The organism is Streptomyces sp. NPDC055632 (assembly GCF_053618675.1).
On sequence record NZ_JBSHHY010000005.1, the window covers coordinates 89,603 to 115,754 of the forward strand.

At 73.5% G+C, this 26,152-nt stretch carries 24 protein-coding genes; 18 read left to right on the plus strand and 6 right to left on the minus strand.

The features are described 5' to 3' along the window. Positions 1–2: 2 nt before the first annotated feature. Together ACWGSR_RS09575 and ACWGSR_RS09580 are read left to right on the plus strand one after the other, a co-directional pair. The gene (locus tag ACWGSR_RS09575; protein ID WP_376236018.1) at positions 3–647 is read left to right on the plus strand and encodes an amino acid ABC transporter permease; all 645 of its coding nucleotides are present in this window, start codon (positions 3–5) and stop codon (positions 645–647) included. Then, the gene (locus ACWGSR_RS09580; RefSeq protein WP_376236020.1) at positions 644–1,504 is read left to right on the plus strand and encodes an amino acid ABC transporter permease; all 861 of its coding nucleotides are present in this window, start codon (positions 644–646) and stop codon (positions 1,502–1,504) included. Before ACWGSR_RS09575 ends, ACWGSR_RS09580 begins: the two co-directional genes overlap by 4 nt. 37 nt (positions 1,505–1,541) lie before the next feature. On the opposite strand, the gene ACWGSR_RS09585 is transcribed toward ACWGSR_RS09580, so the two are convergent. From ACWGSR_RS09585 to ACWGSR_RS09595, 3 genes are all read right to left on the minus strand, one after another. Next, on the minus strand, positions 1,542–3,098 hold the full coding sequence (locus ACWGSR_RS09585; RefSeq protein WP_453565050.1) for an alpha/beta fold hydrolase: 1,557 nt from the start codon (positions 3,096–3,098) through the stop codon (positions 1,542–1,544). Between the two features lie 105 nt (positions 3,099–3,203). Further along, positions 3,204–4,466, minus strand: coding sequence for a hypothetical protein (locus tag ACWGSR_RS09590; RefSeq protein WP_453565053.1), 1,263 nt, complete (start codon positions 4,464–4,466; stop codon positions 3,204–3,206). Positions 4,467–4,589: 123 nt separating this feature from the next. Next, entirely contained in the window at positions 4,590–5,342 is a 753-nt protein-coding gene (locus ACWGSR_RS09595) for a hypothetical protein (protein WP_453565056.1), read from the minus strand. Between the two features lie 116 nt (positions 5,343–5,458). Between ACWGSR_RS09595 and ggt the strand changes: the two genes are divergently transcribed. Then, positions 5,459–7,258, plus strand: coding sequence for a gamma-glutamyltransferase (gene ggt, locus ACWGSR_RS09600; protein WP_453565058.1), 1,800 nt, complete (start codon positions 5,459–5,461; stop codon positions 7,256–7,258). A gap of 100 nt (positions 7,259–7,358) precedes the next feature. Here the strand turns inward: ggt and map are convergent, their stop codons facing one another. Beyond that, complete coding sequence (gene map / locus ACWGSR_RS09605; protein WP_376236032.1) at positions 7,359–8,126, minus strand: type I methionyl aminopeptidase; 768 nt, start codon at positions 8,124–8,126, stop codon at positions 7,359–7,361. 33 nt (positions 8,127–8,159) lie between these two features. Here map and ACWGSR_RS09610 point away from each other — a divergent pair, with 33 nt between their 5' ends. The 8 genes from ACWGSR_RS09610 to ACWGSR_RS09645 all read left to right on the plus strand — a co-directional run bounded on the left by ACWGSR_RS09610 (position 8,160) and on the right by ACWGSR_RS09645 (position 16,861). After that, positions 8,160–8,411 (plus strand): helix-turn-helix domain-containing protein, encoded by a 252-nt coding sequence (locus ACWGSR_RS09610; RefSeq protein ID WP_376236035.1) that lies wholly within the window; start codon positions 8,160–8,162, stop codon positions 8,409–8,411. 69 nt (positions 8,412–8,480) lie between these two features. Next, positions 8,481–8,864, plus strand: coding sequence for a PPOX class F420-dependent oxidoreductase (locus tag ACWGSR_RS09615; RefSeq protein ID WP_453565060.1), 384 nt, complete (start codon positions 8,481–8,483; stop codon positions 8,862–8,864). A gap of 110 nt (positions 8,865–8,974) precedes the next feature. Beyond that, positions 8,975–10,417 (plus strand): UL36 very large tegument protein, encoded by a 1,443-nt coding sequence (locus ACWGSR_RS09620; RefSeq protein WP_453565062.1) that lies wholly within the window; start codon positions 8,975–8,977, stop codon positions 10,415–10,417. 229 nt (positions 10,418–10,646) lie between these two features. After that, positions 10,647–11,489: a nitrilase-related carbon-nitrogen hydrolase gene (locus ACWGSR_RS09625; RefSeq protein ID WP_376236042.1), complete on the plus strand. Its 843-nt coding sequence runs from the start codon at positions 10,647–10,649 to the stop codon at positions 11,487–11,489. After that, complete coding sequence (locus ACWGSR_RS09630; RefSeq protein WP_453565066.1) at positions 11,486–12,766, plus strand: aspartate aminotransferase family protein; 1,281 nt, start codon at positions 11,486–11,488, stop codon at positions 12,764–12,766. The genes ACWGSR_RS09625 and ACWGSR_RS09630 overlap by 4 nt, the downstream gene beginning before the upstream one ends. 48 nt (positions 12,767–12,814) lie before the next feature. After that, positions 12,815–14,218, plus strand: coding sequence for a dihydropyrimidinase (gene hydA / locus ACWGSR_RS09635; RefSeq protein WP_453565068.1), 1,404 nt, complete (start codon positions 12,815–12,817; stop codon positions 14,216–14,218). Between the two features lie 11 nt (positions 14,219–14,229). Then, positions 14,230–15,231: a TIGR03842 family LLM class F420-dependent oxidoreductase gene (locus ACWGSR_RS09640; protein WP_453565070.1), complete on the plus strand. Its 1,002-nt coding sequence runs from the start codon at positions 14,230–14,232 to the stop codon at positions 15,229–15,231. Between the two features lie 100 nt (positions 15,232–15,331). Further along, positions 15,332–16,861 (plus strand): NCS1 family nucleobase:cation symporter-1, encoded by a 1,530-nt coding sequence (locus ACWGSR_RS09645; RefSeq protein ID WP_453565072.1) that lies wholly within the window; start codon positions 15,332–15,334, stop codon positions 16,859–16,861. Here the strand turns inward: ACWGSR_RS09645 and ACWGSR_RS09650 are convergent. Further along, on the minus strand, positions 16,815–17,624 hold the full coding sequence (locus tag ACWGSR_RS09650; protein WP_453565074.1) for a serine protease: 810 nt from the start codon (positions 17,622–17,624) through the stop codon (positions 16,815–16,817). The genes ACWGSR_RS09645 and ACWGSR_RS09650 overlap by 47 nt on opposite strands. A gap of 211 nt (positions 17,625–17,835) precedes the next feature. Between ACWGSR_RS09650 and ACWGSR_RS09655 the strand changes: the two genes are divergently transcribed. The 6 genes from ACWGSR_RS09655 to ACWGSR_RS09680 all read left to right on the plus strand — a co-directional run bounded on the left by ACWGSR_RS09655 (position 17,836) and on the right by ACWGSR_RS09680 (position 23,157). Then, positions 17,836–18,672: an inositol monophosphatase family protein gene (locus ACWGSR_RS09655; RefSeq protein WP_453565077.1), complete on the plus strand. Its 837-nt coding sequence runs from the start codon at positions 17,836–17,838 to the stop codon at positions 18,670–18,672. A gap of 80 nt (positions 18,673–18,752) precedes the next feature. After that, positions 18,753–20,171: a phytoene desaturase family protein gene (locus tag ACWGSR_RS09660; protein ID WP_453565402.1), complete on the plus strand. Its 1,419-nt coding sequence runs from the start codon at positions 18,753–18,755 to the stop codon at positions 20,169–20,171. Between the two features lie 10 nt (positions 20,172–20,181). Continuing rightward, entirely contained in the window at positions 20,182–20,802 is a 621-nt protein-coding gene (locus tag ACWGSR_RS09665) for an L-threonylcarbamoyladenylate synthase (protein ID WP_366373879.1), read from the plus strand. Positions 20,803–20,881: 79 nt separating this feature from the next. Beyond that, on the plus strand, positions 20,882–22,357 hold the full coding sequence (locus ACWGSR_RS09670) for an AlkA N-terminal domain-containing protein (protein ID WP_453565081.1): 1,476 nt from the start codon (positions 20,882–20,884) through the stop codon (positions 22,355–22,357). A 12-nt stretch (positions 22,358–22,369) separates the two neighbouring features. Continuing rightward, positions 22,370–22,867 carry a methylated-DNA--[protein]-cysteine S-methyltransferase gene (locus ACWGSR_RS09675; protein ID WP_376236064.1) on the plus strand — a complete coding sequence of 166 codons (498 nt, stop codon included), beginning with the start codon at positions 22,370–22,372 and terminating at the stop codon, positions 22,865–22,867. Between the two features lie 86 nt (positions 22,868–22,953). Continuing rightward, the gene (locus ACWGSR_RS09680; RefSeq protein WP_121829062.1) at positions 22,954–23,157 is read left to right on the plus strand and encodes a type II toxin-antitoxin system VapB family antitoxin; all 204 of its coding nucleotides are present in this window, start codon (positions 22,954–22,956) and stop codon (positions 23,155–23,157) included. A 30-nt stretch (positions 23,158–23,187) separates the two neighbouring features. Here ACWGSR_RS09680 and ACWGSR_RS09685 read toward each other — a convergent pair whose 3' ends face one another. After that, on the minus strand, positions 23,188–24,879 hold the full coding sequence (locus ACWGSR_RS09685) for a BCCT family transporter (RefSeq protein ID WP_453565084.1): 1,692 nt from the start codon (positions 24,877–24,879) through the stop codon (positions 23,188–23,190). A gap of 112 nt (positions 24,880–24,991) precedes the next feature. Between ACWGSR_RS09685 and ACWGSR_RS09690 the strand changes: the two genes are divergently transcribed. Beyond that, entirely contained in the window at positions 24,992–26,140 is a 1,149-nt protein-coding gene (locus tag ACWGSR_RS09690) for a glycerate kinase (protein WP_453565087.1), read from the plus strand. The last annotated feature ends 12 nt before the right edge of the window (positions 26,141–26,152 follow it).

Genomic DNA, 26,152 nt, shown 5'->3' on the forward strand with positions numbered 1-26,152 from the left:
ACATGGACGTCCTGACCGACAACTTCTCGCTCTACGGAAAGGGATTCCTCGGCACCGTCGAACTCACCGTCTACGCCTCGGCGCTCGCCCTCGTCCTGGGCTTCGTCATGGCCTCCTTCCGGGTCGCGCCCGTCGGCTCCCTCCGGGTCTTCGGCACGGTCTGGGTGACCGTCCTGCGCAACACCCCGCTGACCCTGCTCTTCTTCGCGGTCATGCTGGGACTTCCCCGCTTCGGACTCGTCCTGCCCTTCGAGCTGTTCGCGGTCCTCGCCCTCGGCTGCTACACCTCGGCCTTCGTCTGCGAGGTGCTGCGCTCCGGCATCAACACCGTGCCGCGCGGCCAGGGCGAGGCGGCCCGCAGCCTGGGCATGACCTTCGCCCAGACCCTCGGCGCCGTCGTCCTGCCGCAGGCCTTCCGCTCCGTCATCCCGCCCATCGGCTCGACCCTCATCGCCCTCGCCAAGAACTCCGCGATCGCGGGCGCGTTCAGCGTCACCGAACTCCTCGGCACCTACAAGACCCTGAGCGAGCTCGGCTACAACATCGTCTGGACCTTCGTCTGGATCGCCGTCGGATACCTGATCATCACCCTCACCATCAGCGCCCTCTTCCACGTCATGGAGAAGCGCTGGGGAGTCGCCCGATGACCACCGAGTCCACCGCCCTCTACGACGTCCCCGGGCCGGGCGCCCGGCGGCGCCACCTCCTCTACGGCCTCGTCTCCACCGCCGTGCTCCTCGCCCTGGCCGGCTGGATCCTCCACCTCCTCTTCGACACCGAGCAGTTCACCTCCGCCAAGTGGTCGCCCTTCCTCTACGAGGGCATCCAGGAGCTGCTGCTCAGGGGTCTCGGCAACACCCTGAAGGCCTTCGCCTGCGCGTCGGTCCTCTCGCTCGCCCTCGGCGCCGTCCTGGCCTGCGGCCGCCTCTCCGAACACCGCGTCCTGCGCTGGGCCTCCACCCTCTTCGTGGAGTTCTTCCGCGCGATGCCCGTCCTCGTGATGATCTTCTTCGTCTTCGTGGCGCTGAAGGTGCAGCCGCTGCCCGCCCTGGTCACCGGGCTGACGCTCTACAACGGCTCCGTGCTCGCCGAGGTGTTCCGCACCGGCGTCCACTCCGTGGCGCGCGGCCAGGGCGAGGCGGCGTACGCGCTCGGCATGCGCAAGACGCAGGTGATGACGTACGTCCTGGTGCCCCAGGCCGTCCGCGCGATGCTGCCCGCCATCATCAGCCAGCTCGTGGTGGCCCTGAAGGACACCTCGCTCGGATTCCTCATCACCTACGAGGAGTTCCTGCACGCGGGCAAGCTGATCGCGTCCAACCTCGACTACGACCTGCCGTTCATCCCCGTCGTGCTCGTCATCTCGCCGATCTACATCGGGATGTGCATGCTGCTCTCCTGGTTCGCCACCTGGGTGGCCCGCAGGGAGCGCCGCGACCCGAGGACGAAGGCCGCGGACGTCGCTCCGGCCGGACCGGGAGGGCCGCCGCCGGGACGGCGGTAGCGGGCACGGGCCGCACCCGCCCGGCGGCAGCCGGAGATCACTCCTTCCGCAGCGGCACCGACACGTACGACGGGTCGGCGGCCGGGGAGGAGAAGGTCAGCTGCGCGCCGGCCGGGTTGTGCTCGATGTAGAGCGGGTCGACGGTGTCGACGACCAGCGCGAGCCGGTGCCCGGCGGGCACGTCGTACGCCGTGGAGAACAGCTCCAGGTCGACGGCGAACGGCTGCCCGGGGGCCTTGCCGTGGAAGGTGTACGGGGCGTTGGTCACCAGTTTGCCGACACCGAGCGGGCCGACGTCGTAGAGGTACGCGACGAGGGTGCCGCTCTCCTTCGTGGAGGCGACCGTGGTGTGCACCTTCACCGTGCCGCGCACCCGCTGCGGGGCGTCGTACCGCTCGGACTGCCAGACGCCGGCGAAGGCGCGGGGGAGGAGGGGGACGGAGACGACGGGCGGGGTGCGGAGGAACTGGTCCAGGGCGTTGGTGAGCAGGGTGACCCCGCCGTTCGCGCCCGAGTCGACGTTCGCCCACAGCCGCTGCGTACCGCCGAGGTCGAACTTCCGCTGGTTCGCGTGCACGGACTTCCAGTCCGGGTAGCCCTCGTAGCCGCCCGTGGACCGTGACTTGAGCTGGACGGGCCGCTCGCGGTCGATGCCGTTGTCGGCGCCCTTGAGGTAGCGGTCGAACCAGCGCTGCGCGTTGGTCCAGGTGTCGTTGGGCAGCCCGAAGAGGCCGGTGAGCTCGGCGGTGGCGTGGTCGCCGGGGCGGAACTCCAGGCGCTTGGGGCCGGTGAGCTTCTCGTAGAAGCTCGCGTACTGGTTGGGCGGGAAGATGGTGTCGCCCCAGGCGTTGCCGAGCATGATCGCGGCGCCGTTGGCGTTGATGCGGTCCAGGTGGGTCACCGGGGAGCGCGTGCGGCCCCAGGCGATCATGTCCTCCTCCTTGTCCAGGTTGGAGGAGAGGAAGTCGCTCAGGATCTGCTTGAGTTCGGGGCCGGGGCGGCCGGTGAGGGCCCCGGCGCCGCCGAGCAGGGCGGCGGCCTGGAGGTGCTGGGTCCGGCCGCTGTAGATGGACTCGATGAGGTCGGCCCAGCCGCTGAGCGCGGCGACGGCCTTGACCCTCGGGTCGTGCGCGGCGGCGAGCAGGCTGATCCCGGCGCCGTACGAGACGCCTCCCATGCCCACCCGGTCGGGGTCGGCGGCGGTGTTGGCCAGGGCCCAGTCGATCACCTTGGAGGCGTCGGCGACGTCCTTGGGGCCCGCGGTCTCGATCTCCCCGCCGGACTGCCAGAAGCCGCGCGAGTTGTAACTCACCACGACGTAGCCGGAGTCCGCGAGCTTCCGCGCCTGGGCGAGGTACTCGATCTGGGGCATGGCCCAGCTGGTGGGCAGCACGATCAGGGGGTGGCGGGCGCCGGCGGTCCCGGCGGGGGCGATGACGTTCGCCTTGAGGACGGTGCCGCCCTCTCCCGCGATGTCGACGAAGCGGATGCCGGCCGGGTCGGCGGTCTCCACGGCCTGGGCGGCGGGGGCGAGCCCGAGGGCCGTCCCGGCCACGAGCGCGGCCGAGACGGCGAGTACCAGGGATGTGCGCACGGGGCACTCCTCACTGGGGACGCCGATGGGTGGTCGGCGATGGGGGGCAGTGAAAGTGACCCGACGGTAACCGCAGGTGCTTACCCGAGGTAACTCCCCGGTAAGTTACGTGGGGGTAACGATTGGCGTCCGGTCGGCGCCGTCGAGCAGGCCCACGGCCTCCGCGAAGTCCGCGCGGGCCTCCCGGTACCGCTTGGCCGCGACGAGGAACATCGCCCGGTCGGTCAGGGCCCGGGGGAGTTCCCGAGCCGAACGCCGGGCGAGCGCCACCTCCTCGTCGAAGAGCGGCCGGAGCGGTTCCTCGATCCGATGGGTGCGGTTCTCGCGGAAGAGGGCGGACCGCACGGTCAGCCGGTGGTGCACGGCCGTGAGTTCGGTGGGGTGCCCCGCCGCCGACAGACGCGCGGCCTCGGCCTCCAGGACGGGGATGTCGTCGAAGTAGGCCTTCCGCGTGTCCCGCGACCAGTGGAGGAGGTCGGTGCCGAACGCCGGCGCCGGGGCCTCCGGGGACGCGGGCGGCTCCACCGCCCGGGCCGACAGGGCGTACAGGGTGGCCCAGAAGGAGAGGATGTTGCTCCAGCTCCTGGGCTCGCCGGACTCCGCGAGCCGGTCGAGGACCGCCAGGGCCTCCCGCCGGTCCGCGCCCGCCTCCCCGGGCCGTCCGGCGGCGTCCAGCATCCGGGAGCGGTGGACGAGTTTCCACACCAGGTGGGCCAGCGCGGTGGAGTCGCTCTCCGTCTTCCGCCGCGTGTCGTCCACGAGCCCGGTGAAGACCGCCACCGCCTCCTCGCTCCGGCCGGCCGCCTCCAGTTCCGCCGTCCGCTCGACCGCCGGCCAGAAGGAGACCTCCGTCTCCGCGCCGGCGCCCCGCATCCGCAGGTCCGCCGCCTCCCCGTGGCGCCCCTCCTCGGCCAGTACGACGGCCAGCCGACCGCTCCCGCGCTCCGGGTCCGCCGCCTGCCCCCGCTCGAAGCCGAGCCGTCCGGCCCCGGCCATCTCCTCGCACACCGCGCGCCCCTCGGCCCGCCGCCCCAGTTCGAAGAGCGTGCGTTCGTAGTCCCTCAGGGCGCCGAGGAGCAGGTCCGTCCTCCTCGGATGGTCGGCGCCGATGCGGCGGGCCGCGTCCACGGCCTCCGCGTACAGCACCAGTTCCCGCTCCGGGCCGCGCCTGCGCCCCACCTCGTACCCGTACCGGCCCAGCGCTCCGGCGAGCTTCGGCAGATACGCCGCCGGGCTCACCCTCGCCAGGACCCGGTACGCCTCGACCTCCTGGGCCAGGCCGAGCCGGCCCGATCCGAGCAGCATCGTCCTCGCCCGCAGGACCGTGTCCTGATCGATGTTCTGACTGATGTTCCCGGAGTGATTCATGACGGTGATTCTGGGATCCGGGGGAGGGGCCGGACAAGGCTCGCGAACTGTGCGTTCGGTCCTACGAAAAACGCCTCTGACCTGTCATGATGGTGACGTCTTCACCCCGTCGGACCCCTCCGGTCAGGCCGTCGCCGCCGGTTCGGCGGCGGAGGGCTCGGGCGCCGGGGGAGCCGTACGGGCCGCGCGCGTCACGTCGGCCGCCAGCTCCACCACGTCGGGGCCGTACGCCTCCGAGTTGACCACCTTCAGGAGCAGCACGAACGAGCCGTCGCGGTGACGGTGGGCCAAGGCCTCGTGGTGGCGCGCCAGATAGCGGGTCGCCGCCTGGTTGGTGATCGCCCGCTGGCCGCAGAAGAGGAAGACCGGCCGGCGGTCCTCCCCGGCCGTGAGCCGCGCCAGGATCACGTACTCCGCCACCCCCTTCTCCATGAGGTACCGCTCGCCGCCGATCGTGATCGAGCCCTGGAGCTCGGGCGGTTCGACGTCCACGTTCATCCGCACGCCCGGCAGCAGGGTGGTGAGATGGGCGGCCATGCGCCTGTTCGAATACGGCCCTCCCACGCAGAACTCGGTGCGGTCGCCGAATCCCTGGTGGGCCCGGTCCTGCGGCAGGATGCGGGCCTGCGCGCCGCAGTCCTTGATGAGCGCGGAGAGTTCGAGCATCGCGAAGACGTCGTAGCGGTGCACCACGTTGTCCCCGCCGGCCTCCCTGTTCACCACGAGCAGGCACTCCGAGCTCCCGGGGAGGCCGAAGAACGCCTGCTTGCGACGGAGCCTCCGCCGCCACCCGTACGTACGGCCGAGCCATCCGAGGGAGGCACTGACACCGGTGGCGAGCACCCCGAGCACGATGTTGCGCACGTCTTCGTTCATGGGCGCGCATGCTAGCGGCCGTTCGGCCCACCGTTCGAGATCCCGTTCGAGGCGTTCCTGACGGAAGGGGACGGAGGAAGTTACGCTGCGCGGACGGTTGTTGACTGGAGGTACGAATGCGTCGCTCCGCCGCTGGCAAGGTCTCCGTTCTCGCCGTCACGGCGACGGTGTTCTCGATGGGAGCCGCCGCGCCGCCGACGGCGGTGGAACCACCCGTCAAGGAGCCCGTCGCGACCGGATACGGCGGAGCCGTCGCCAGCGTCGACGCCGACGCCTCGGCCGCCGGGATCGAGATCCTCCGCGAGGGCGGCAACGCGGTCGACGCCGCCGTCGCCGTCGCGGCCGCGCTCGGCGTCACCGAGCCCTACTCCGCCGGCATCGGGGGCGGCGGCTACTTCGTCCACTACGACGCGAAGAGCCGCTCCGTGCACACCGTCGACGGGCGCGAGACCGCGCCCCGCTCCGCCGACGCGAACCTCTTCACGGAGAACGGCGTCCCCATCCCCTTCGAAGAGGGCATGACCAGCGGGCGCGGCGTCGGCACCCCCGGCACCCCGGCGACCTGGCGGTCCGCCCTCGACGCCTGGGGCAGCAAGCGGCTCTCCACCCTCCTCGAACCCGCCGAGCGGCTCGCCCGCGAGGGCTTCACCGTCGACGGGACCTTCCGCTCCCAGACGGCCGCCAACGAGGCCCGCTTCCGCGACTTCCCGGCCAGCGCCGACCTCTTCCTGCCCGGCGGGCAGCTGCCCGTGGTCGGCTCCCGCTTCAAGAACCCCGACCTGGCCCGTACGTACGAGAAGCTGGGCCGCGAGGGCGTCGGCGCGCTCTACAAGGGGCCGCTCGCCCGGGACATCGTCAACACCGTCCGCACGCCCCCCGTCCGGCCCGGCGCCACCCGGAACGTCCGCCCCGGCGATCTGACGGAGCGCGACCTCGCCGCGTACCGGACCGTGTTCCGCGCGCCGACGAAGGTCGCGTACCGGGGGCTCGACGTCTACGGCATGGCGCCCTCCTCCTCCGGCGGCACCAGCGTCGGCGAGGCGCTCAACATCCTGGAGGGCACCGACCTCTCCCGCGCCCCGCAGGCCCGCTACCTGCACCGGTTCATCGAGGCGAGCCGCATCGCCTTCGCCGACCGGGGCCGCTGGGTCGGCGACCCGGCCTTCGAGTCCGTGCCGACGCGCGGCCTGCTCTCGCAGCGGTTCGCGGACTCCCGGGCCTGCCTGATCCGCGACGACGCCGTCCTGACCAGCCCGCTCGCACCCGGCGACCCGCGCGACCCGGCGCCGTGCGCCCCCGGCGGGACCGCGGCCCCGACCCCGTACGAGGGCGAGAACACCACCCATCTGACCGTGGCCGACAAGTGGGGCAACGTCGTCGCGTACACCCTCACCATCGAGTCCACCGGCGGCAGCGGGATCACCGTGCCCGGCCGGGGCTTCCTGCTCAACAACGAGCTGACCGACTTCTCCTTCGCCCCGGCGAACCCGGCCGTGCACGACCCGAACCTGCCCGGCCCCGGCAAGCGGCCGCGCTCCTCGATCTCCCCGACGATCGTCCTCGACCGGCACGACAGGCCCGTCCTCGCGCTCGGCTCGCCGGGCGGCGCGACCATCATCACCACCGTCCTCCAGACCCTCACCGGGGTGGTCGACCGGGGCCTGCCGCTCGTCGAGGCGATCGCCGCGCCGCGCGCCAGCCAGCGCAACCAGGCCACCACCGAACTCGAACCCGGCCTGTGGAACAGCCCCGTCCGGGCCGACCTCGAGGCGATCGGGCACGGCTTCCGGCAGAACCCGGAGATCGGCGCGGCGACCGGCGTCCAGCGCCTGCCGGACGGCCGCTGGGTGGCCGCCGCGGAGAAGGTCCGCCGGGGCGGCGGCTCCGCGATGGTGGTCCGGCCGGCGGGGAGGTAGACGGCTCTCCCCGGGGTTTCCGAGGCCTTTCCCGGATTCCTGCGGCTCTCCCCGGGGTTTCCGAGGCCTTTTCCGGACTCCTGCGGCTCTCCCCGGGCTCCTACAGCGCCGTCAGGACGCGCGGGCCGTCGTCCGTGATCGCCACCGTGTGCTCGGCGTGGGCGGCGCGCGAGCCGTCGACCGTGCGCATCGTCCAGCCGTCCCGCGCCGTGTAGTAGTCGTCCGTGCCGCCGCCGACGAGCATCGGCTCGATGGCGAGCGTCATCCCGTGACGCAGCCTCATGCCCCGGCCCGGGCGTCCCTCGTTGGGGACGCCCGGGTCCTCGTGCATGGTGCGGCCGATGCCGTGCCCGCCGAAGCCGTCCGGGATGCCGTACCCGGCGGCCCGGCAGACCCGGCCGATCGCGTGCGCGACGTCCCCGATCCGGTTGCCGACGACGGCCGCCGCGATGCCGGCCTCCAGGGCCTCCTCCGCCGTGGCGATCAGCCGCGCGTCCTCCGGCCGGGCCCGGCCGACCGTGAAGCTGACGGCCGAGTCGCCCGCCCAGCCGCCGAGCAACGCCCCGCAGTCCGCCGACACCAGGTCGCCCGGCGCGAGCGGGGTGTCGTCCGGAATGCCGTGCACGATCGCGTCGTTCACCGAGACGCACACCACCGCCGGGAACGGCACCGGCGCCCACTCCGGGCGGTAGCCGAGGAAGGGCGAGGCGGCGCCCGCCGCGTCCAGCACCTCGCGCGCGACCCGGTCGAGCTCCGTCGGCCGGACACCGGGCGCCGCCTTCTCCCGCACGGCCGCCAGGGCGCGGGCCACCACCCGGCCGGCCTCGCGCATGGCCGCCAGGGATTCGTTCGTCTTGATCTCCACCATGCCAATTACTATACCGGTATTAGAATGGTCCCCATGGTGCGCACACCCCTGACCCCCGAAGAGCGCGAGCGCGGCGAGCGGCTCGGCCTGCTGCTGCGTGCGGCGCGCGGCGAGCGGTCCATGGCCGAGATCGCCGCGGCCGCCGGCCTCTCCGCCGAGACCCTCCGCAAGATCGAGACCGGCCGGGCCCCGACCCCGGCCTTCTTCACCGTCGCGGCCCTCGCCGGAGTCCTCGACCTCTCCATGGACGAGCTGGTGACGCACTGCGTCCCGGTCCCCGTCTGAGCGGCCGGACGCCCCCGGGCCCAAGGCCTGTCCGGCGGATCGGGGGCGGGTAGGCCTTAGGCTCCGGGCATGATTCCCGAGGAGCTGCGGCGCGGCCGCTACGTCAGTCTGACCACCTTCCGCAAGAACGGCACGGGGGTCGCGACGCCCGTCTGGTACGCGGTGGAGGGGTCCGAGCTGTACGCCTGGACCCGCACCGACTCCTGGAAGGTCAAGCGGCTGCGGAACGACCCGCGGGTCGAGGTCGCCGTCTGCGACGTGCGCGGCAACGTCCCCGAGGGCGCCGCGCGCGTGACCGGCGAGGCCCGCCTCGTGACGGGGGAGGAGCTGCGCCGCGTCCGGAAGCTGCTCCTGCGCAAGTACACCTGGCAGTTCTGGTTCATCGACGTGCCGGCCACGGTCTTCCGGCTCGGCAAGCGCCCGCACACCGGGATCGTCGTGCGCTTCCCCTGACGGAGCGGCCACCCGCACGAAAACGGTCCGTAGTCGTCCCGTAACACGACTGCGGTCCAATACCCGCGGACCGTACGGTTCCAGTCGACTGCGGGGCAGGTGCGTAACGCATGACGGTGACTCAACAACCGGCGGAAGTCGCCGAGTTCACCCACTGGCTGGCGGGTCTCACGGCCCGCCTCCGGCCGGACGCCGGCTGGTACGGGGTCTTCGCCGCACGCGACCCGGAGGGCCTGCGCGCCTGTCTCGACGGTACGGAACTCCTGCCCTGGGACGTCGTCTCGTCCCTGCTCCAGGACGCCGGAGAGCCCGTCGGCGGACCCTTCGCGCTCCGGGGCCGCGCGCTGTACGCGGCGGCCGCGGGCGCCCACGACCGCCGGCCCGGCGCGGCGGCGGCGCTCGCCGAACGCCGGGAGCTCATGGAGCGCGAACGCCGGTACGCCGAGTCCCGCGCCCGCGAACTCGACGAACGGCTCCGCGCGGTTCCGGGGCCCGGCCCCGAGGAGGCCGCCCGCCTGGAGCGCGACCTCGCCTGGACCCGCGACGACCACGCCCGCGCCGCCGCCCGCGTCGCGGAACTGACGGCACGGCTGGCGGGGGCGGGGGCCGGGGAGAGGGGTCGGGGGCCGGTGTCGGCGGGCCGGGCCCCGACGGGCCGCGCTCCGGCAGGCCGTGCTCCGGCAGGCCGTGCTCCGGCGGACCCCGCTCCGGCGAGCCCCGCTCCGGCCTCGTCCGCGACGCCCGACCCGTCCGCGACACCCGACCCGCCCGCGCCCTCGGCCCCCGCGCACTCCGCCCCCGGCTCCCCCGCCAAGCCGGGCCGGGCCGTGAAGGCCGGGCGCCGTCCCCGGGGCGCCCGGTACGCCTGGCTGGAGGAGGGTGGCGAGGCGGAAGAGGCGGCGGCCGTGCCCGTACCCGTGCTCCCGGAGGCGGGCGCGGCGCCCCGGGGCGCCCGCTTCGGCGGCGCCGGGCCCGAGGAGTCGGCCGGGCGGCCCGCCGAGGGCCCGTGGGAGGACCCCGCCGAAGCCGCCCGCGCCGCCGCGAACGCCGTCTACGCCCTGCGCAGGCTCCGCGCCCGGGGCCGCAGCGGCGAGGCCCACGTCCTGCTCTGCGAGGCGCTCGGCGGCCCGCCCGCCCGGCTGCCCGCCCTCGCCGACGAACTGCACCGGGCCGGGCTCGACGCGGACTGGTCCACCCTGCTCTGGGAGGCGGCCTCGCTGCCGCCCGACCGGCTCGCCGCCGTCGCCGGCGTCCTCGCGGACGCGGGCCGGACGGCCGACTGCGAGCAGCTCCTGCGCCAGGGCGTGGCCCGCCCGGTCGAGGAGCTGGCCGGAGCCTGCGCCGCCCTGCGCGCCGAGGAGCACCACCGCGAGGCCCACGCCCTCCTGACCGCCTTCGTCCGGGTCCGCGCCCCCGAGGACGCGGCCCGCCTCGCGGGCGCCGACCCGCGCGGACTCGTCCCCCAACTCCTCGACGCGGCCCGCGCGGTGTCCGCCTCCCGCGAGCGCGACCTCCTCCACGCCCTCCGGGTGGCGGGCCTGGCGGGCGTCTGAGGCGTCACGGGCGCCGGAGCCGGGCCGGAGCGGACCGGTGGGCGTACCCGTATGCCTCCCCACGTGTCGGTACGTGTCCGATGTGGACCACTCGGGTATGAAACATGATCGACCCGGTCGGTTCACTGCGGCGGTCTTGCTCCGGGGTGTGACGGGGCTTACGTTCTCCTCCTACGCACCGCGTCTACGTGCGTAGAGGCTCTCTGACGCCGTGCCGAAGGAGCAGCTCATGACCGACGTCGTACGCGCCGCGCTCGTCCAGGCGACCTGGACCGGCGACACCGAATCCATGATCGCCAAACACGAGGAACACGCCCGGGAGGCCGCCCGGCAGGGCGCGAAGGTGATCGGCTTCCAGGAGGTGTTCAACGCCCCCTACTTCTGCCAGGTGCAGGAGGCCGAGCACTACCGCTGGGCCGAGCCCGTGCCCGACGGGCCGACCGTGAGCCGGATGCGGGACCTCGCCCGCGAGACCGGGATGGTGATCGTGGTCCCCGTCTTCGAGGTCGAGGGCGAGGGCTTCTACTACAACACCGCCGCCGTGATCGACGCCGACGGCAGCTACCTCGGCAAGTACCGCAAGCACCACATCCCCCAGGTCAAGGGCTTCTGGGAGAAGTACTACTTCCGTCCGGGCAACGTCGGCTGGCCGGTCTTCGACACCGCCGTCGGCAAGGTCGGCGTCTATATCTGCTACGACCGCCACTTCCCGGAGGGCTGGCGCGAACTGGGTCTCAACGGAGCCCAGTTGGTCTACAACCCGTCCGCCACCCACCGCGGCCTCTCCGCCCACCTCTGGCAACTGGAGCAGCCGGCCGCCGCCGTCGCCAACGAGTACTTCGTCGCCGCGATCAACCGCGTCGGCGTCGAGGAGTACGGCGACAACGACTTCTACGGCACCAGCTACTTCGTCGACCCGCGCGGCCGCTTCGTCGGCGACGTCGCCTCCGACAAGGCCGAGGAGCTCGTCGTCCGCGACCTCGACTTCGGCCTCATCGAGCAGGTCCGGCAGCAGTGGGCCTTCTACCGGGACCGCCGCCCCGACGCGTACGACGGGCTGGTGAAGCCGTGAACGACCTCTACGACCGGCACCGGGCCGTCATCCCCGACTGGGTCGCCCTCTACTACCGCGACCCCCTGGAGATCACCCACGGCGAGGGCCGCCACGTCTGGGACGCCGAGGGGCGCAGGTACCTCGACTTCTTCGGCGGCATCCTCACCACCATGACCGCCCACGCCCTGCCCGAGGTCACCAAGGCCGTCGCCGAGCAGGCCGGGCGGATCATCCACTCCTCGACGCTCTACCTCAACCGGCCCATGGTGGAACTGGCCGAGCGGATCGCCGGGCTCTCCGGCATCCCCGACGCCCGCGTCTTCTTCACCACCTCCGGCACCGAGGCCAACGACACCGCCCTCCTCCTGGCCACCGCGTACCGCGGCTCGAACCAGATCCTGGCGATGCGCAACAGCTACCACGGGCGCTCCTTCTCCACCGTCGGCATCACCGGCAACCGCGCCTGGTCGCCCACCGGCCTCTCCCCGCTCCAGACGCTCTACGTCCACGGCGGCGTCCGCACCCGCGGCCCCTACGCCGAGTACGACGACGAGCGGTTCGTGGAGGCCTGCGTCGCCGACCTCGAAGACCTCCTCGGGCACACCCGGAACGTCGCCGCCCTCATCGCGGAGCCGATCCAGGGCGTCGGCGGCTTCACCTCCCCGCCCGACGGCCTGTACGCCGCCTTCCGCCGCGTCCTCGACCGGCACGGCATCCTGTGGATCGCGGACGAGGTGCAGACCGGCTGGGGCCGCACCGGCGAGCACTTCTGGGGCTGGCAGGCCCACGGCCAGGCCGGACCGCCCGACATCCTCACCTTCGCCAAGGGCATCGGCAACGGCATGTCGGTCGGCGGGGTCGTCGCCCGCGCCGAGGTCATGAACTGCCTCGACGCCAACTCCATCTCCACCTTCGGCGGTTCGCCGGTCACCATGGCCGCCGGGCTCGCCAACCTCTCGTACCTCCTGGAGCACGACCTCCAGGGCAACGCGCGCCGGGTCGGCGGACTCCTGATCGAACGGATCAGGGCCGCGTGCGCCGGCGTCCCCGCCGTACGGGAGGTGCGCGGCCGGGGCCTCATGGTCGGCATCGAGCTCACCGAACCCGGCACCGACCGCGCGAACCCGGAGGCGGCCGCCGCCGTCCTGGAGGCGGCCCGCGAGAACGGCCTGCTCATCGGCAAGGGCGGCGGGCACGACACCAGCACCCTGCGCATCGCCCCGCCCCTCTCCCTCACCGTCGCCGAGGCCGAGGAAGGCGCCGCCCTGCTGGAAGCGGCCCTCCGGACCCTGTAGCCCCCGCCGGCCGCCCCGCAGTTCCGACCCAGCGACAGGGAGAGTCCCGTGAGCACCCGTACCCTCATCCGGGGCGGTCTGGTCGTCACCGCCGCCGACGAGGTCCACGCCGACGTGCTGATCGAGGACGGCCGCGTGGCCGCCCTCGCGGCCCACGGCTCGGACGCGGCGGCCGGCTGGACCGCCGACCGGACCATCGACGCCACCGACCGCTACGTCATCCCGGGCGGCGTCGACGCCCACACCCACATGGAGCTGCCCTTCGGCGGCACCTTCGCCTCCGACACCTTCGAGACCGGCACCCGCGCCGCCGCCTGGGGCGGCACCACCACCATCGTCGACTTCGCCGTCCAGACCGTGGGCCACAGCCTGCGCGAGGGACTCGACGCCTGGTACGCCAAGGCCGACGGCGTCTGCGCGATCGACTACGCCTTCCACATGATCCTCTCCGACGTCAACGAGCACACGCTCAAGGAGATGGACAAGCTGGTCCAGGAGGGGATCTCCTCCTTCAAGCTCTTCATGGCCTACCCCGGCGTCTTCTACAGCGACGACGGCAAGATCCTGCGCGCCATGCAGCGCTCCGCCGAGAACGGCGGGCTGATCATGATGCACGCCGAGAACGGCATCGCGATCGACGTCCTCGTCGAGCAGGCCCTCGCCCGCGGCGAGACCGACCCCCGGTACCACGGCGAGGTCCGCAAGGCCCTCCTGGAGGCGGAGGCCACCCACCGCGCGATCCAGCTCGCCCGGGTGGCCGGCGCCCCGCTCTACGTCGTGCACGTGTCGGCCCAGGAGGCGGTGGCCGAGCTGGCCGCCGCCCGGGACAAGGGGCTCCCCGTCTTCGGCGAGACCTGCCCCCAGTACCTCTTCCTCTCCACCGACAACCTCGCGGAGCCGGGCTTCGAGGGCGCCAAGTACGTGTGCAGCACGCCCCTGAGGCCCAAGGAGCACCAGGCGGCGCTGTGGCGGGGCCTGCGGACGAACGACCTCCAGGTGGTCTCCACCGACCACTGCCCCTTCTGCTTCACCGGGCAGAAGGAGCTCGGCCGCGGCGACTTCTCCAAGATCCCCAACGGCCTTCCCGGGGTGGAGAACCGCATGGACCTCCTCCACCAGGCCGTCGTCGACGGGCGCATCTCCCGGCGCCGCTGGATCGAGATCGCCTGCGCCGCCCCGGCCCGGATGTTCGGCCTCTACCCGAAGAAGGGCACGCTCGCGCCGGGCGCCGACGCCGACGTCGTCATCTACGACCCGCACGCCACCCAGGTGCTTTCGGCCGAGACCCACCACATGAACGTCGACTACTCGGCGTACGAGGGGAGGACCGTCACCGGGCGGGTCGAGACGGTCCTCTCGCGCGGCGAGCCCGTCATCGACCAGCGCACGTACGTCGGCCGCGCCGGGCACGGGGCCTTCACCCCCCGCTCCACCTGTCAATACCTGAACTAGGAGACCCCGCCTTGGACTTCGGACTCGTCCTGCAGACCGACCCGCCCGCCTCGCAGGTCGTCGGGCTGATGCGCCGGGCGGAACGCAACGGCTTCCGCTACGGCTGGACCTTCGACTCCGCCGTGCTGTGGCAGGAACCCTTCGTCGTCTACAGCCGGATCCTGGAGCACACCACCAAGCTCCACGTCGGCCCCATGGTCACCAACCCGGGCACCCGCACCTGGGAGGTCACGGCCTCCACCTTCGCCACCCTCAACGACATGTACGGCAACCGGACCGTCTGCGGCATCGGCCGCGGCGACTCCGCCATGCGCGTCGCCGGACGCAGGCCGAACACCCTGGCCCGCCTGGGCGAGGCCATCGACGTCATCCGCGACCTGGCGGAGGGCCGCGAGGCCGAGGTCGACGGCAGCCCGGTCCGCATCCCCTGGATCAAGAACGGAAAGCTGCCGGTGTGGATGGCGGCGTACGGCCCCAAGGCCCTCGCCCTCGCCGGGCAGAAGGCCGACGGCTTCATCCTCCAGCTCGCCGACCCCTTCCTCACCGAGTGGATGGTCAAGGCCGTCCGGCAGGCCGCCACCGACGCGGGCCGCGACCCCGACGCCCTCACGATCTGCGTCGCCGCCCCCGCGTACGTCGGCGACGACCTCGCCCACGCCCGCGAGCAGTGCCGCTGGTTCGGCGGCATGGTCGGCAACCACGTCGCCGACCTGGTCGCCAAGTACGGCGAGCACTCGGACATGGTCCCGGAGGAGCTGACCGCGTACATCAAGAACCGGCACGGCTACGACTACAGCCACCACGGGCGCGCCGGAAACCCCTCCACCGACTTCGTCCCCGACGAGATCGTCGACCGCTTCTGCCTCCTCGGCCCCGCCGAGGCCCACGTCGAGAAGCTGCGACGGCTCCGGGACATGGGCGTGGACCAGTTCGCGGTGTACGCGATGCACGACGCCAAGGAGTCCACGATCGACGCGTACGGCTCCGAGGTCATCCCGGCGCTCGCTCCGTGACCCGCCCCCTCTCGGCGCCCGCCCCGTAACCCGCCCCTCCCGAACCCGCACGCCCCGCACGGCTCGTTCCGTCCCCCGCCGAACGAAGGGTTCCGCCGCCATGACCGCCACCACCCCCGCGGGAAGACCCGCCATAGCCGACGACCGTGTCGAGCTCGCGCCCGGCACGGTCCCGGCCGACCCCCGCTTCGTCAACGACGACCTGCTCCCCGTCCCCGTCGAACGGCGCCGCTGGACCACGTACAACTTCACCGCCCTCTGGGTCGGCATGGCCCACAACATCCCCTCCTGGATGCTCGCCTCCGGTCTCGTCGCCCTCGGCATGGACTGGAAGCAGGCCGTCCTCACCATCGCCCTGGCCAACGTGATCGTCCTGTTGCCGATGCTCCTCACCGGGCACGCCGGGCCGAAGTACGGCATCCCCTTCCCCGTCCTCGCCCGCGCCTCCTTCGGGCTGCGCGGCGCCAACCTCCCCGCGCTGATCCGCGCCGGGGTCGCCTGCGCCTGGTTCGGCATCCAGACCTGGATCGGCGGCCAGGGCGTCTTCATCCTGCTCGACAAGGTCTTCGGCGGCTGGTCGGAGGCGTCGCGGATCGGCGGCCAGCCCTGGACCCTCTGGCTCTGCTTCGTCCTCTTCTGGGCCCTCGAACTCGCCATCATCTACCGGGGCATGGAAGCCCTGCGCCGCTTCGAGAACTGGGCCGCGCCCTTCGTCATCGTCGGCGCGCTCGTCCTCCTCGTCTGGGTCTCCGTCAAGGCCGGCGGCCTCGGGCCGCTCCTCGACCAGCCCTCGAAGCTCGGCTGGGGCGCCGACTTCTGGCCCGTCTTCTTCCCGTCCCTGATGGGCATGATCGCCTTCTGGGCCACCCTCAGCCTCAACATCCCCGACTTCACCCGCTTCGGCGCGGGCCAGCGCGCCCAGGTGTGGGGCCAGACCCTCGGCCTGCCCACCACCATGACGCTCTTCGCGCTGCTCTCGGTGCTCGTCACCTCCGGCTCCCAGGCCGTGTACGGAGCGCCCGTCTGGGACCCGGTGGCGCTCGCGGCCAAGACCGACAACGTCTTCGGGCTGCTCTTCGCCCTGGTGACGGTCCTGGTCGCGACCCTGTCGGTGAACATCGCGGCGAACGTCGTCTCCCCGGCGTACGACCTGGCCAACCTCGCCCCGAAGCTGATCGACTTCCGCACGGGCGCGCTGATCACCGGGGTCGTCGGCGTGGTCATCATGCCGTGGAAGCTCACCGCCACCCCCGAGCTCTACATCTTCACCTGGCTCGGTCTGGTCGGCGGGCTCCTCGGCACGGTCGCCGGCATCCTCATCGCCGACTACTGGCTCGTCCGCCGCACCGTCCTCGACCTCGAAGGGCTCTACCGGGCCGACGGCCCCTACTGGTACCGGGGCGGCTGGAACCCGGTCGCCGTCCTCGCCTTCGCGGTCGGCGGGATCCTCGCCGTCGGCGGCTCCCACTCGGCCCCGGGCACGGGCCCGTTCCCCGAGGACGGCCTGATCCCCTTCCTCGAGCCGCTCGCCGACTACGGCTGGGCGGTGGGCCTCGCCGCCTCCCTGCTCCTGTACACCGCCCTCATGAGGCGCGGGACGGCAGCCCGGTCACCTGCCCGATCCAGGTGAGGTACGACCAGACGCGGGTGTTCACGGCGGGGGTGTCGGTGGCGCACCCCCGCCCGTAGGAGACCAGGCCGACCAGGTGGGGCTTCCGGGCCGCCGTGTGGACGAGGGGGCCGCCGGAGTCGTACCGGCAGGTGTCCCGGCCGGGGGCGTACGTGCAGAGCTGGGCGGACGTCACCCGGGACATGCCCCGGGTGACGCACGTCCGGTTGCTCATGGTGCCGAGTGTCACCGTCCGCAGGACGTCGGAGGCGGGTCCGCCGAACGAGGTGGCGCCCCAGCCGGGGGCCTCGACCTGCGTGTGGTCGAAGGTGCCGTGCGCGTACGCCGAGGGGAGGGCGACCGGGGCCACGTCCCGGCCGAACGCGACCGGTTCGGCCAGCCGGACGAGCGCGATGTCGTTCCGCTGGGTCTCCGGGTCGTACTCCGGGTGCGTCAGGAACCGGGCGGGGGAGGCGAGGATCGCGTTCGGGCTGTCGGCCCCGGTCGTCAGGTCGTGGTCGCCGAGGAGCACGCCCACCCGCGCCGTGCTGCCGTACGAGCCCGTCAGGCAGTGCGCGGCGGTCAGCACGTACCGGTCGCCGATCAGCGCCCCGCCGCACATCACCCGCCGCTCCCTCAGGTCCACGAGCCCCGCCATGAAGGGGTACTGGTGCGGCCGGGCCTCCTGGCCGCCGACGACCGCGTACGCCGGTGCGATCCCGAGCGGGCTCACGCCCATCACCGCGCCCGCGACCGCGGCCACGACCTTCCGCGCCCATTCCATGGAGAACTCCGAACCGTCGACACCGTCTTCTCCGGGCCACCGGCGTGCAAAGACGTTTCTTCCGAGCGTCCTCCACGCGCGCTTCCGGCCCGCGTCGGCATCAACGAACCGGACGGCCTCCGGTCACCCGGGCGCGGCGACCGGACTGGAGCTCGGGGGCCGCCGCGCGGGAGCCGTACCGGTTGTCGGAGCCCCGTGCTTAGCTGGACACATGATCGAAGACTTCCTTGAGCACGTCCTCGCCGGCGGTACGACCGAGGTGGAGGAGGCGGTCCGCAAGGCCGCCGCCGCCGAGATCATGCCCCGCTTCCGGCAGCTCGCCGCCCACGAGATCGTCGAGAAGAACGGCCCGCACGACCTGGTCACCGTCGCCGACCGGTCCGCCGAGGCCCACCTCACCGCCTCCCTCACGGCGCTGCTCCCCGGCTCCGTGGTCGTCGGCGAGGAGGCCGTCCACGCCGATCCGGCGGTCTACGACGCGCTGCGCGGCGACACGCCCGTGTGGATCGTCGACCCCGTCGACGGCACCCGCCAGTTCGTCCACGGCGACCCCGCCTTCTGCACCCTCGTCGCCCTCGCCCGGCACGGCGAGGTCCTCGCCTCCTGGACGTACGCGCCCGCCCTGGAGGAGATGGCCGTCGCGGTGCGCGGCCGCGGCGCCACGCTGAACGGGGAGCCGCTGCGCTCCGGCTCGCCCGCGCCCGGCGAGGTCCTGGAGGTCGCCTCCTCGCACCCCGACTACACCACCCCGGAGCAGAAGCGCGCCCTGCTCGGCCTGGACACCGACGGCGTCCGCCCCCGCCCCTGCGGCTCCGCCGGACTCGAATACCTCGCCGTCGCGCGCGGCGTGCTCTCCGGGGTCGCCTTCTCCTGGGAGTACGCCTGGGACCACGCGGCCGGACTCCTCCTGGTCGCCGAGGCGGGCGGCGCGGACACCACGCTCGCCGGGGAGCCCTTCCGCGTCACCGGCGGCAACGCGCTGCCGTTCACCGCGGCCCGGGACGCGGCGACCGCCGAGCGGATACGGACCCTCCTCGGGGGGCGGTGAGACCGCCGCACCCCTCCGCCTATCCTGAGAACCCGGCCACCGGCTGACGAAGGAGCCCGCAGGTGACGAACAGGACGCCGATGCTCGACGCCGTCGTCGTGGGGGCGGGGCCCAACGGACTGACCGCCGCCGTCGAACTGGCCCGCCGCGGCCTCTCCGTCGCCGTCTTCGAGGCGAGGTCCACCGTCGGCGGCGGCGCCAGGACCGAGGAGCTCACCCTCCCCGGCTTCCGGCACGACCCCTGCTCCGCCGTCCACCCCCTCGGCGCCGGCTCGCCCGTCTTCAAGACGATGCCGCTCGACCGGTACGGCCTGGAGTGGCTGCATCCCGAACTGCCCATGGCCCACCCCTGGGACGACGGCACCGCCGCCGTCCTCGCCCGCTCCGTCGCCGAGACCGCCGCCTCCTTCGGACCGCGCGACGCCGGGGCGTACCGCAGGCTCGTCGCCCCCTTCCGCGGCAGGTGGGACACCCTGGCGGCCGACTTCATGCAACTGCCGCTCACCGCGCTGCCCCGCGACCCGGTCACCCTCGCCCGCTTCGGCCTCGCCGGGCTGCCGCCCTCCACCTGGCTGATGCGCCGCTTCCGGGACGAGAAGGCCCGCGCGCTCTTCGCCGGACTCGTCGGCCACGTCATCGCCCCGCTCGACGGCTTCGCCACCGGCGCCGTCGGCCTCGTCTTCGCGCTCGCCGCCCACGCCGGCGGCTGGCCACTGCCCCGGGGCGGCTCGCAGTCCATCTCCGACGCCCTCACCGCCTACCTGAAGGACCTCGGCGGCGCCGTCCACACCGACTTCGAGGTCAAGCGCCTCGACGACCTGCCGCCGGCCCGCGCCTACGTCTTCGACACCTCGCCCACCGCCCTCGCCCGGATCGCCGGCTTCGGCGGCCACTACGACCACTACAGGTACGGCGCCGCCGCCTTCAAGGTCGACTACGCACTCGACGGACCCGTGCCGTGGACCGCCGAGGAGCCCCGGCGCGCCGGCACCGTCCAGATCGGCCCCACCGCCGGCGAGATCGGCACCGCCCTGAACCAGGCCTCCTCCGGCACCGCCCCCGACGCCCCCTTCCTCATCACCGCCCAGCCCAGCCTCGTCGACCCCTCCCGCGCCCCCGAGGGCAAGCACGTCTTCTGGGCCTACGGCCACGTGCCCAACGGCTGGCGCGGCGACCTCACCGAGGCGATCGAGCGCCAGATCGAGCGCTTCGCCCCCGGCTTCCGCGACCGCATCCTGGCCCGCGCCACCGCGGGACCGCCCGAACTCGCCGCGCACAACGCCAACTACGTCGGCGGCGACATCGCCTGCGGCGCCGCCCGCGGCCTCCAGCTCCTGCTGCGCCCCACCCTGTCGCTCCGCCCCTACGACACACCGCACCCCGCGGTCTTCCTCTGCTCCTCCGCCACCCCGCCCGGCCCCGGCGTGCACGGCATGTCCGGGCACAACGCGGCGAAGGCGGTCTGGCGGCGGCTGCGCGCCTCCGCCCGCGAAAATTAGACTGGCTCCCATGGCCAAGTACTTCGACGTGCACCCCGACAACCCGCAGCCGCGCACCATCTCCACGGTGGCCGACAGCATCCGGAACGGGGCGCTCGTCGCGTACCCGACCGACTCCTGCTACGCGCTCGGCACCCGCATGGGCAGCCGCGACGGCATCAGCCGCATCCGGACGATCCGCGACCTCGACGACCGCCACCACTTCACCCTGATGTGCCGGGACTTCGCCCAGCTCGGGCAGCTCGTGCACATCGACAACGACGTCTTCCGCGCCGTCAAGGCGGCCACCCCCGGCCCGTACACCTTCATCCTGCCCGCCACCAAGGAGGTGCCGCGCCAGCTCCTCCACCCCAAGAAGAAGACGGTCGGCGTCCGCATCCCCGACCACGTCGCCACCCAGGCCCTCCTCGCCGAACTCGGCGAGCCGCTGCTCTCCAGCACCCTCCTCCTGCCCGACGAGGAGGAGCCGCTGACCCAGGGCTGGGAGATCAAGGAGCGGCTCGACCACCAGGTCGACGCGGTCCTCGACTCCGGCGACTGCGGCACCGAGCCCACCACCGTCGTCGACTTCTCCAGCGGCGAGCCCGAGATCGTCCGCCGGGGAGCGGGGGACACCACCCGCTTCGAGTAGAGGCCCCCGGGGCCCGGGGCCGGACGGCCATGTCGTTTTTCCGCCAGCCCCGGCGCCGTCCGCCCCCGATCATGGAGGCATGCACACCGACACCGAGCGCTGCGTGCGGGCCGTCCGGTCGAAGGACGCCCGTTTCGACGGCGTGTTCTTCACCGCCGTCCGCACCACCCGGATCTACTGCCGGCCGAGCTGCCCGGTCGTCCCGCCCAAGCCCGAGAACATGGAGTTCCACCCCAGCGCCGCCTCCTGCCAGCGCGCCGGCTTCCGGGCCTGCAAGCGGTGCCGGCCCGACACCAGCCCCGGCTCTCCCCAGTGGAACGTCCGGGCCGACGCCGTCGCCCGCGCGATGCGGCTCATCCAGGACGGCGTCGTCGACCGGGAGGGCGTCCCGGGGCTCGCCCGGCGGCTCGGCTGGTCCACCCGCCAGATCGAGCGCCAGCTCCTCGCCGAACTCGGCGCCGGACCCCTCGCCCTGGCCCGCGCCCAGCGCGCCCAGACCGCCCGGGTCCTCATCGAGACGACCCCCATGCCCCTGGGCGAGGTCGCCTTCGCCGCCGGGTTCTCCTCCATCCGCACCTTCAACGACACCGTCCGCGAGGTCTTCGCCCTCACCCCCGGCGAGCTGCGCGCCCGCGCCGCCCGCCCGGCCGGACGGCGGGCCCCCGCCTCCGGCGCCCTCACCCTCCGGCTGCCGTTCCGCACCCCCCTCGAACCCTCCAACCTCTTCGGCCACCTCGCCGCCACCACCGTCCCCGGCGTCGAGGAGTGGCGGGACGGCGCCTACCGCCGCACCCTGAACCTCCCGTACGGGCACGGCGTCGTCGCCCTCGCCCCCCGCGCCGACCACATCGCCTGCCGGCTCTCCCTCACCGACCCGCGCGACCTCACCCACGCGATCAGCCGCTGCCGCCGGCTCCTCGACCTCGACGCCGACCCCGTCGCCGTCGACGAGCGGCTGCGCGCCGACCCGCTGCTCGCCCCGCTCGTCGACGCCGCCCCCGGCCGCCGGGTGCCCGGCTCCGTCGACCCCGCCGAGTTCGCCGTACGGGCCGTCCTCGGCCAGCAGGTCTCCACCGCCGCCGCCCGCACCCACGCCGCCCGGCTCGTCGCCGCCCACGGCACCCCGGTCGACGACCCCGAGGGCGGCCTCACCCACCTCTTCCCGGAGCCCGGGGCGCTCGCCGCCCTCGACCCCGAGACCCTGGCCCTGCCCCGCAGCCGCCGCACCACCCTGCTCACCCTGGTCCGGGCCCTCGCCGACGGCACCCTCCCCCTCGGCCCCGCCGACGACCGCGAGGAGGCCCGCGCCCGGCTGCTCGCCCTGCCCGGCTTCGGCCCCTGGACCACCGAGATCATCGCCATGCGGGCCCTCGGCGACCCCGACGCCTTCCTCCCCGGCGACCTCGGCGTCCGCCGCGCCGCCGAGGGCCTCGGCCTGCCCGGCACCCCGGCCGCGCTGACCGCCCGCGCCGCGCACTGGCGCCCCTGGCGCGCCTACGCCGTCCAGTACCTCTGGGCGACCGACTCCCACCCGATCAACCACCTGCCCTCCTGAGGAGGTCACCCCGTGCCCACCGTCCAGCACACCGTCGTCGACAGCCCCTACGAGCCGCTGACGCTCGTCGCCGTCGACGGCGTCCTCAGCCGCGTCCACATGACCGGCCAGCGCCACCGCCCGCCCGAGGAGACCTTCGGCGCACCCGACCCGCGCCCCTTCGGCGAGGCGGTCCGCCAGCTCGACGCCTACTTCGCCGGCGAACTCACCGCGTTCGACCTGCCGCTCCACCTGGTCGGCACCCCGTTCCAGCTCCGCGTCTGGGAGCGGCTGAACCTCATCCCGTACGGGGAGACCCGGACGTACGGCGAACTCGCCGAGGAGCTGGGGAACCCCGGCGCCTCCCGCGCCGTCGGCCTCGCCAACGGCAAGAACCCCGTCAGCATCATCGTCCCCTGCCACCGGGTGGTCGGCGTCGGCGGCCTCACCGGCTACGGCGGCGGCCTCGACCGCAAGCAGCGGCTCCTGGCCTTCGAGTCGGGCGCGAAGGAGCCCGACGCCCTCTTCTGAGCCCGCCGCCCCGTCCCGTACGAGCCCGCCGCCCTTTCCCGTCCGAACCCGACACCCTTCCCCCGCCGGGGTGTTAGGTTCCCGGCATGGCCAAGGTGAACATCGCGCTCGACGCCGAACTCGTCGTGGAAGTCATGGTCCTGGCGGGCGTCAACAACCCGCAGGACGCCGTCGAGGCGGTCGTCCGCGACTACATCGCCCGCGGTCACCGCACCGAGGCCCGGGTCGCCGGCCGCGACGAACCGGTCCGCACCGGGGAGATCGTCCCGCCGGAACCGCAGCAGGGCTGAGACCACCGGCCCCGGAGGGGACCCGGGACCTCAGCCCTCCCGGTCCGGGGGCTCCGCGTCGCCGCGGGCCCGCGCCGCGCGCCGCAGCCGGGGGTGGCGGTCGCCGCCCCGCTCGGTCATCGCCTCGCCGACCATGGACCGCACCGCGTCCCGCAGACCGTGCAGGGCGTGGTGCCGGGCCGGGCCCGCCCCCGGGTCCTCCCGCAGCTCCTTCACGAGCGCCCAGCAGAGCACCAGCATCACCACCACGAACGGCAGCGCCACCAGGATCGTCGCCGTCTGCAACGAGTCCAGGCCGCCCGCCACCAGCAGCACCGCCGCCACGGCGGCCATCAGGACGCCCCAGGTCACCACCAGCCAGGTCGGCGGATGGAGCGAGCCGCGGCTCGTCAGCGAACCCATCACGAGCGAGGCCGAGTCGGCGCTGGTGATGAAGTACATCATCACCAGGAGCATCGCCACGACCGAGGTGACCGTGCCCAGCGGCAGCGCCTCCAGCATCGCGAACAGCGAGGCCTCCGCCCCGTCCTCCACCGCCGACGCCAGGTCCGCCGCGCCCGTCGACTCCAGCCGGATCGCCGTCCCGCCCATCACGCAGAACCACACCACCGTCGCCCCCGACGGCACGAGCAGCACCCCCACCAGGAACTCCCGGACCGTCCGGCCCCGCGAGATCCGGGCGATGAACGTGCCGACGAACGGCGCCCAGGACAGCCACCACGCCCAGTAGAAGATCGTCCACGCCCCCAGCCAGTCGCGGTCGGTGAACGCACCGGTCCGGCTCGCCATCGGCAGCAGCTCGTGCAGGTAGCCGCCGACGGAGGCCGGGATCGTGTCCAGGACGTAGACGGTCGGCCCGAGCAGGAACACGAAGAGCATCAGACCGGCCGCGAGGACCACGTTCAGGGTGGAGAGCCACTTCACGCCCTTGTGGAGGCCCGAGAAGGCCGACAGGACGAAGGCCGCCGACAGCGACACGATGATGATCAGCTGCACGCGCGTCGTGTTCTCCACGCCCGCCGTCAGGTTCAGCCCCTCGGCCACCTGGAGGGTGCCGAGCCCCAGGCTCGTCGCCGTGCCGAACACGGTCGCGAACACCGCGAGCAGGTCGATCGCCCGGCCCGGCCAGGAGTCCGCCCGCCGCGCCCCCATCAGCGGCACGAAGGCGGAGCTCAGCCGGTTCCCCCGGCCCTTGCGGAAGCCCGCGTACGCCAGGGCGAGCCCCGCGACGCCGTAGATCGCCCAGGGGGTCAGCGTCCAGTGGAAGAACGAGTACTCCATGGCGGTGAGGGCCGCCGCGCCCGTCCCCGCCGGCGCCCCGCTCGCCGGCGGCGGGTCCAGGAAGTGCTGGAGCGGCTCCCCGACCCCGTAGAACATCAGGCCGATGCCCATGCCGGCGCTGAACATCATCGCGATCCACGCCAGGGTCGTGAACTCGGGCTCGTCGTCGTCCCGGCCCAGCCTGATCCGGCCGAACCGGCTCAGCGCGAGGACCACGCACAGGACCAGGAAGACGTCCGCCGCGACCACGAACAGCCAGGCGAAGTTGGCGAGGACCCACTCCAGGGTCGTGGACGAGGCGCTGTCGAAGGAGTCCTCGCCGAGGGCCGCCCAGGCCACGGCCGCGACGACGGCCGCGGCCCCGATCCCGATGACCCTGCCGTCGGGCGCGTACCGCCCGTCCGGATCCGCCGGGGCCCGCTCGCTCGGTTCCGTGCTCATGCGACCCCACTATGGTGCGGAATATCCGCACATCAGGGGGTGGCACGCCGTCCGGGGCTCCGGATAGGGTCGGCGGCGGCGCGACTGCACGTTCGAAAGCAAGGGATGCAAGGTGACGGACGGAGCAGCAACGGTCGCTCGCGTGCTCGTGGCGGCCGACAAGTTCAAGGGTTCGCTCACGGCCGTGGAGGTCGCCGAGCGGGTCACGGCAGGCCTGCGACGGGTCGTCCCGGACCTGGAGGTGGAGACGCTGCCCGTCGCGGACGGCGGCGACGGCACCGTCGCGGCGGCCGTCGCGGCCGGGTTCGAGCGCCACGAGGTGACGGTGACGGGGCCGATCGGCGAACCGGTCACCGCCGCGTTCGCGCTGCGCGGCACCACCGCGGTCGTCGAGATGGCGGAGGCCTCCGGCCTCCAGCTCCTCCCGGACGGCGTGTTCGCCCCGCTCACCGCGACCACCCACGGCTCCGGAGAACTGCTCCGCGCGGCCCTGGACGCCGGCGCGGCCACCGTCGTCTTCGGCGTCGGCGGCAGCGCCACCACCGACGGCGGCGCCGGCATGCTCGCCGCGCTCGGCGCCCGCTTCCTCGACGCGGACGGCGAGCCCGTCGGCCCCGGCGGAGCGGCCCTCGCCGACCTGGCCACGGCCGACCTCACCGGCCTCGACCCCCGCTTCGCCGAGGTCGACCTGATCCTCGCGAGCGACGTCGACAACCCGCTCACCGGCCCCAAGGGCGCCCCCGCCGTCTACGGCCCGCAGAAGGGCGCGACCCCGGACGACGTCCGGACCCTCGACGCGGCCCTCGCCCACTTCGCCACCGTCCTGGAGAAGGCGATCGGCCCCAAGGCGGCCGAGGCCGCGCTCGCGCCCGGCGCGGGCGGCGCCGGCGGCATCGGCTACGGCGCCCTCATCCTCGGCGCGAGCTTCCGCCCCGGCATCGAGCTGATGCTGGAGGTCCTCGGCTTCGCCCCCGCCCTGGAGCGCGCCACCCTCGTCGTCACCGGCGAGGGCTCCCTCGACGAGCAGACCCTCCACGGCAAGGCCCCGGCGGGCGTCGCCGCCGCGGCCCGCGCGGCCGGCAAGGAGGTCGTCGCGGTCTGCGGCCGCCTCGCCCTCCCCGCCGAGGCCCTCGGCGGGGCCGGCATCCGCCGCGCCTACCCCCTCGCCGACCTGGAGCCGGACCCCGCGAAGTCCATGGCGAACGCGGGCCCCCTCCTGGAGGAGGCGGCCGCGAACATCGCCCGCGACTTCCTGACGTAGCCTCCCCCAGGG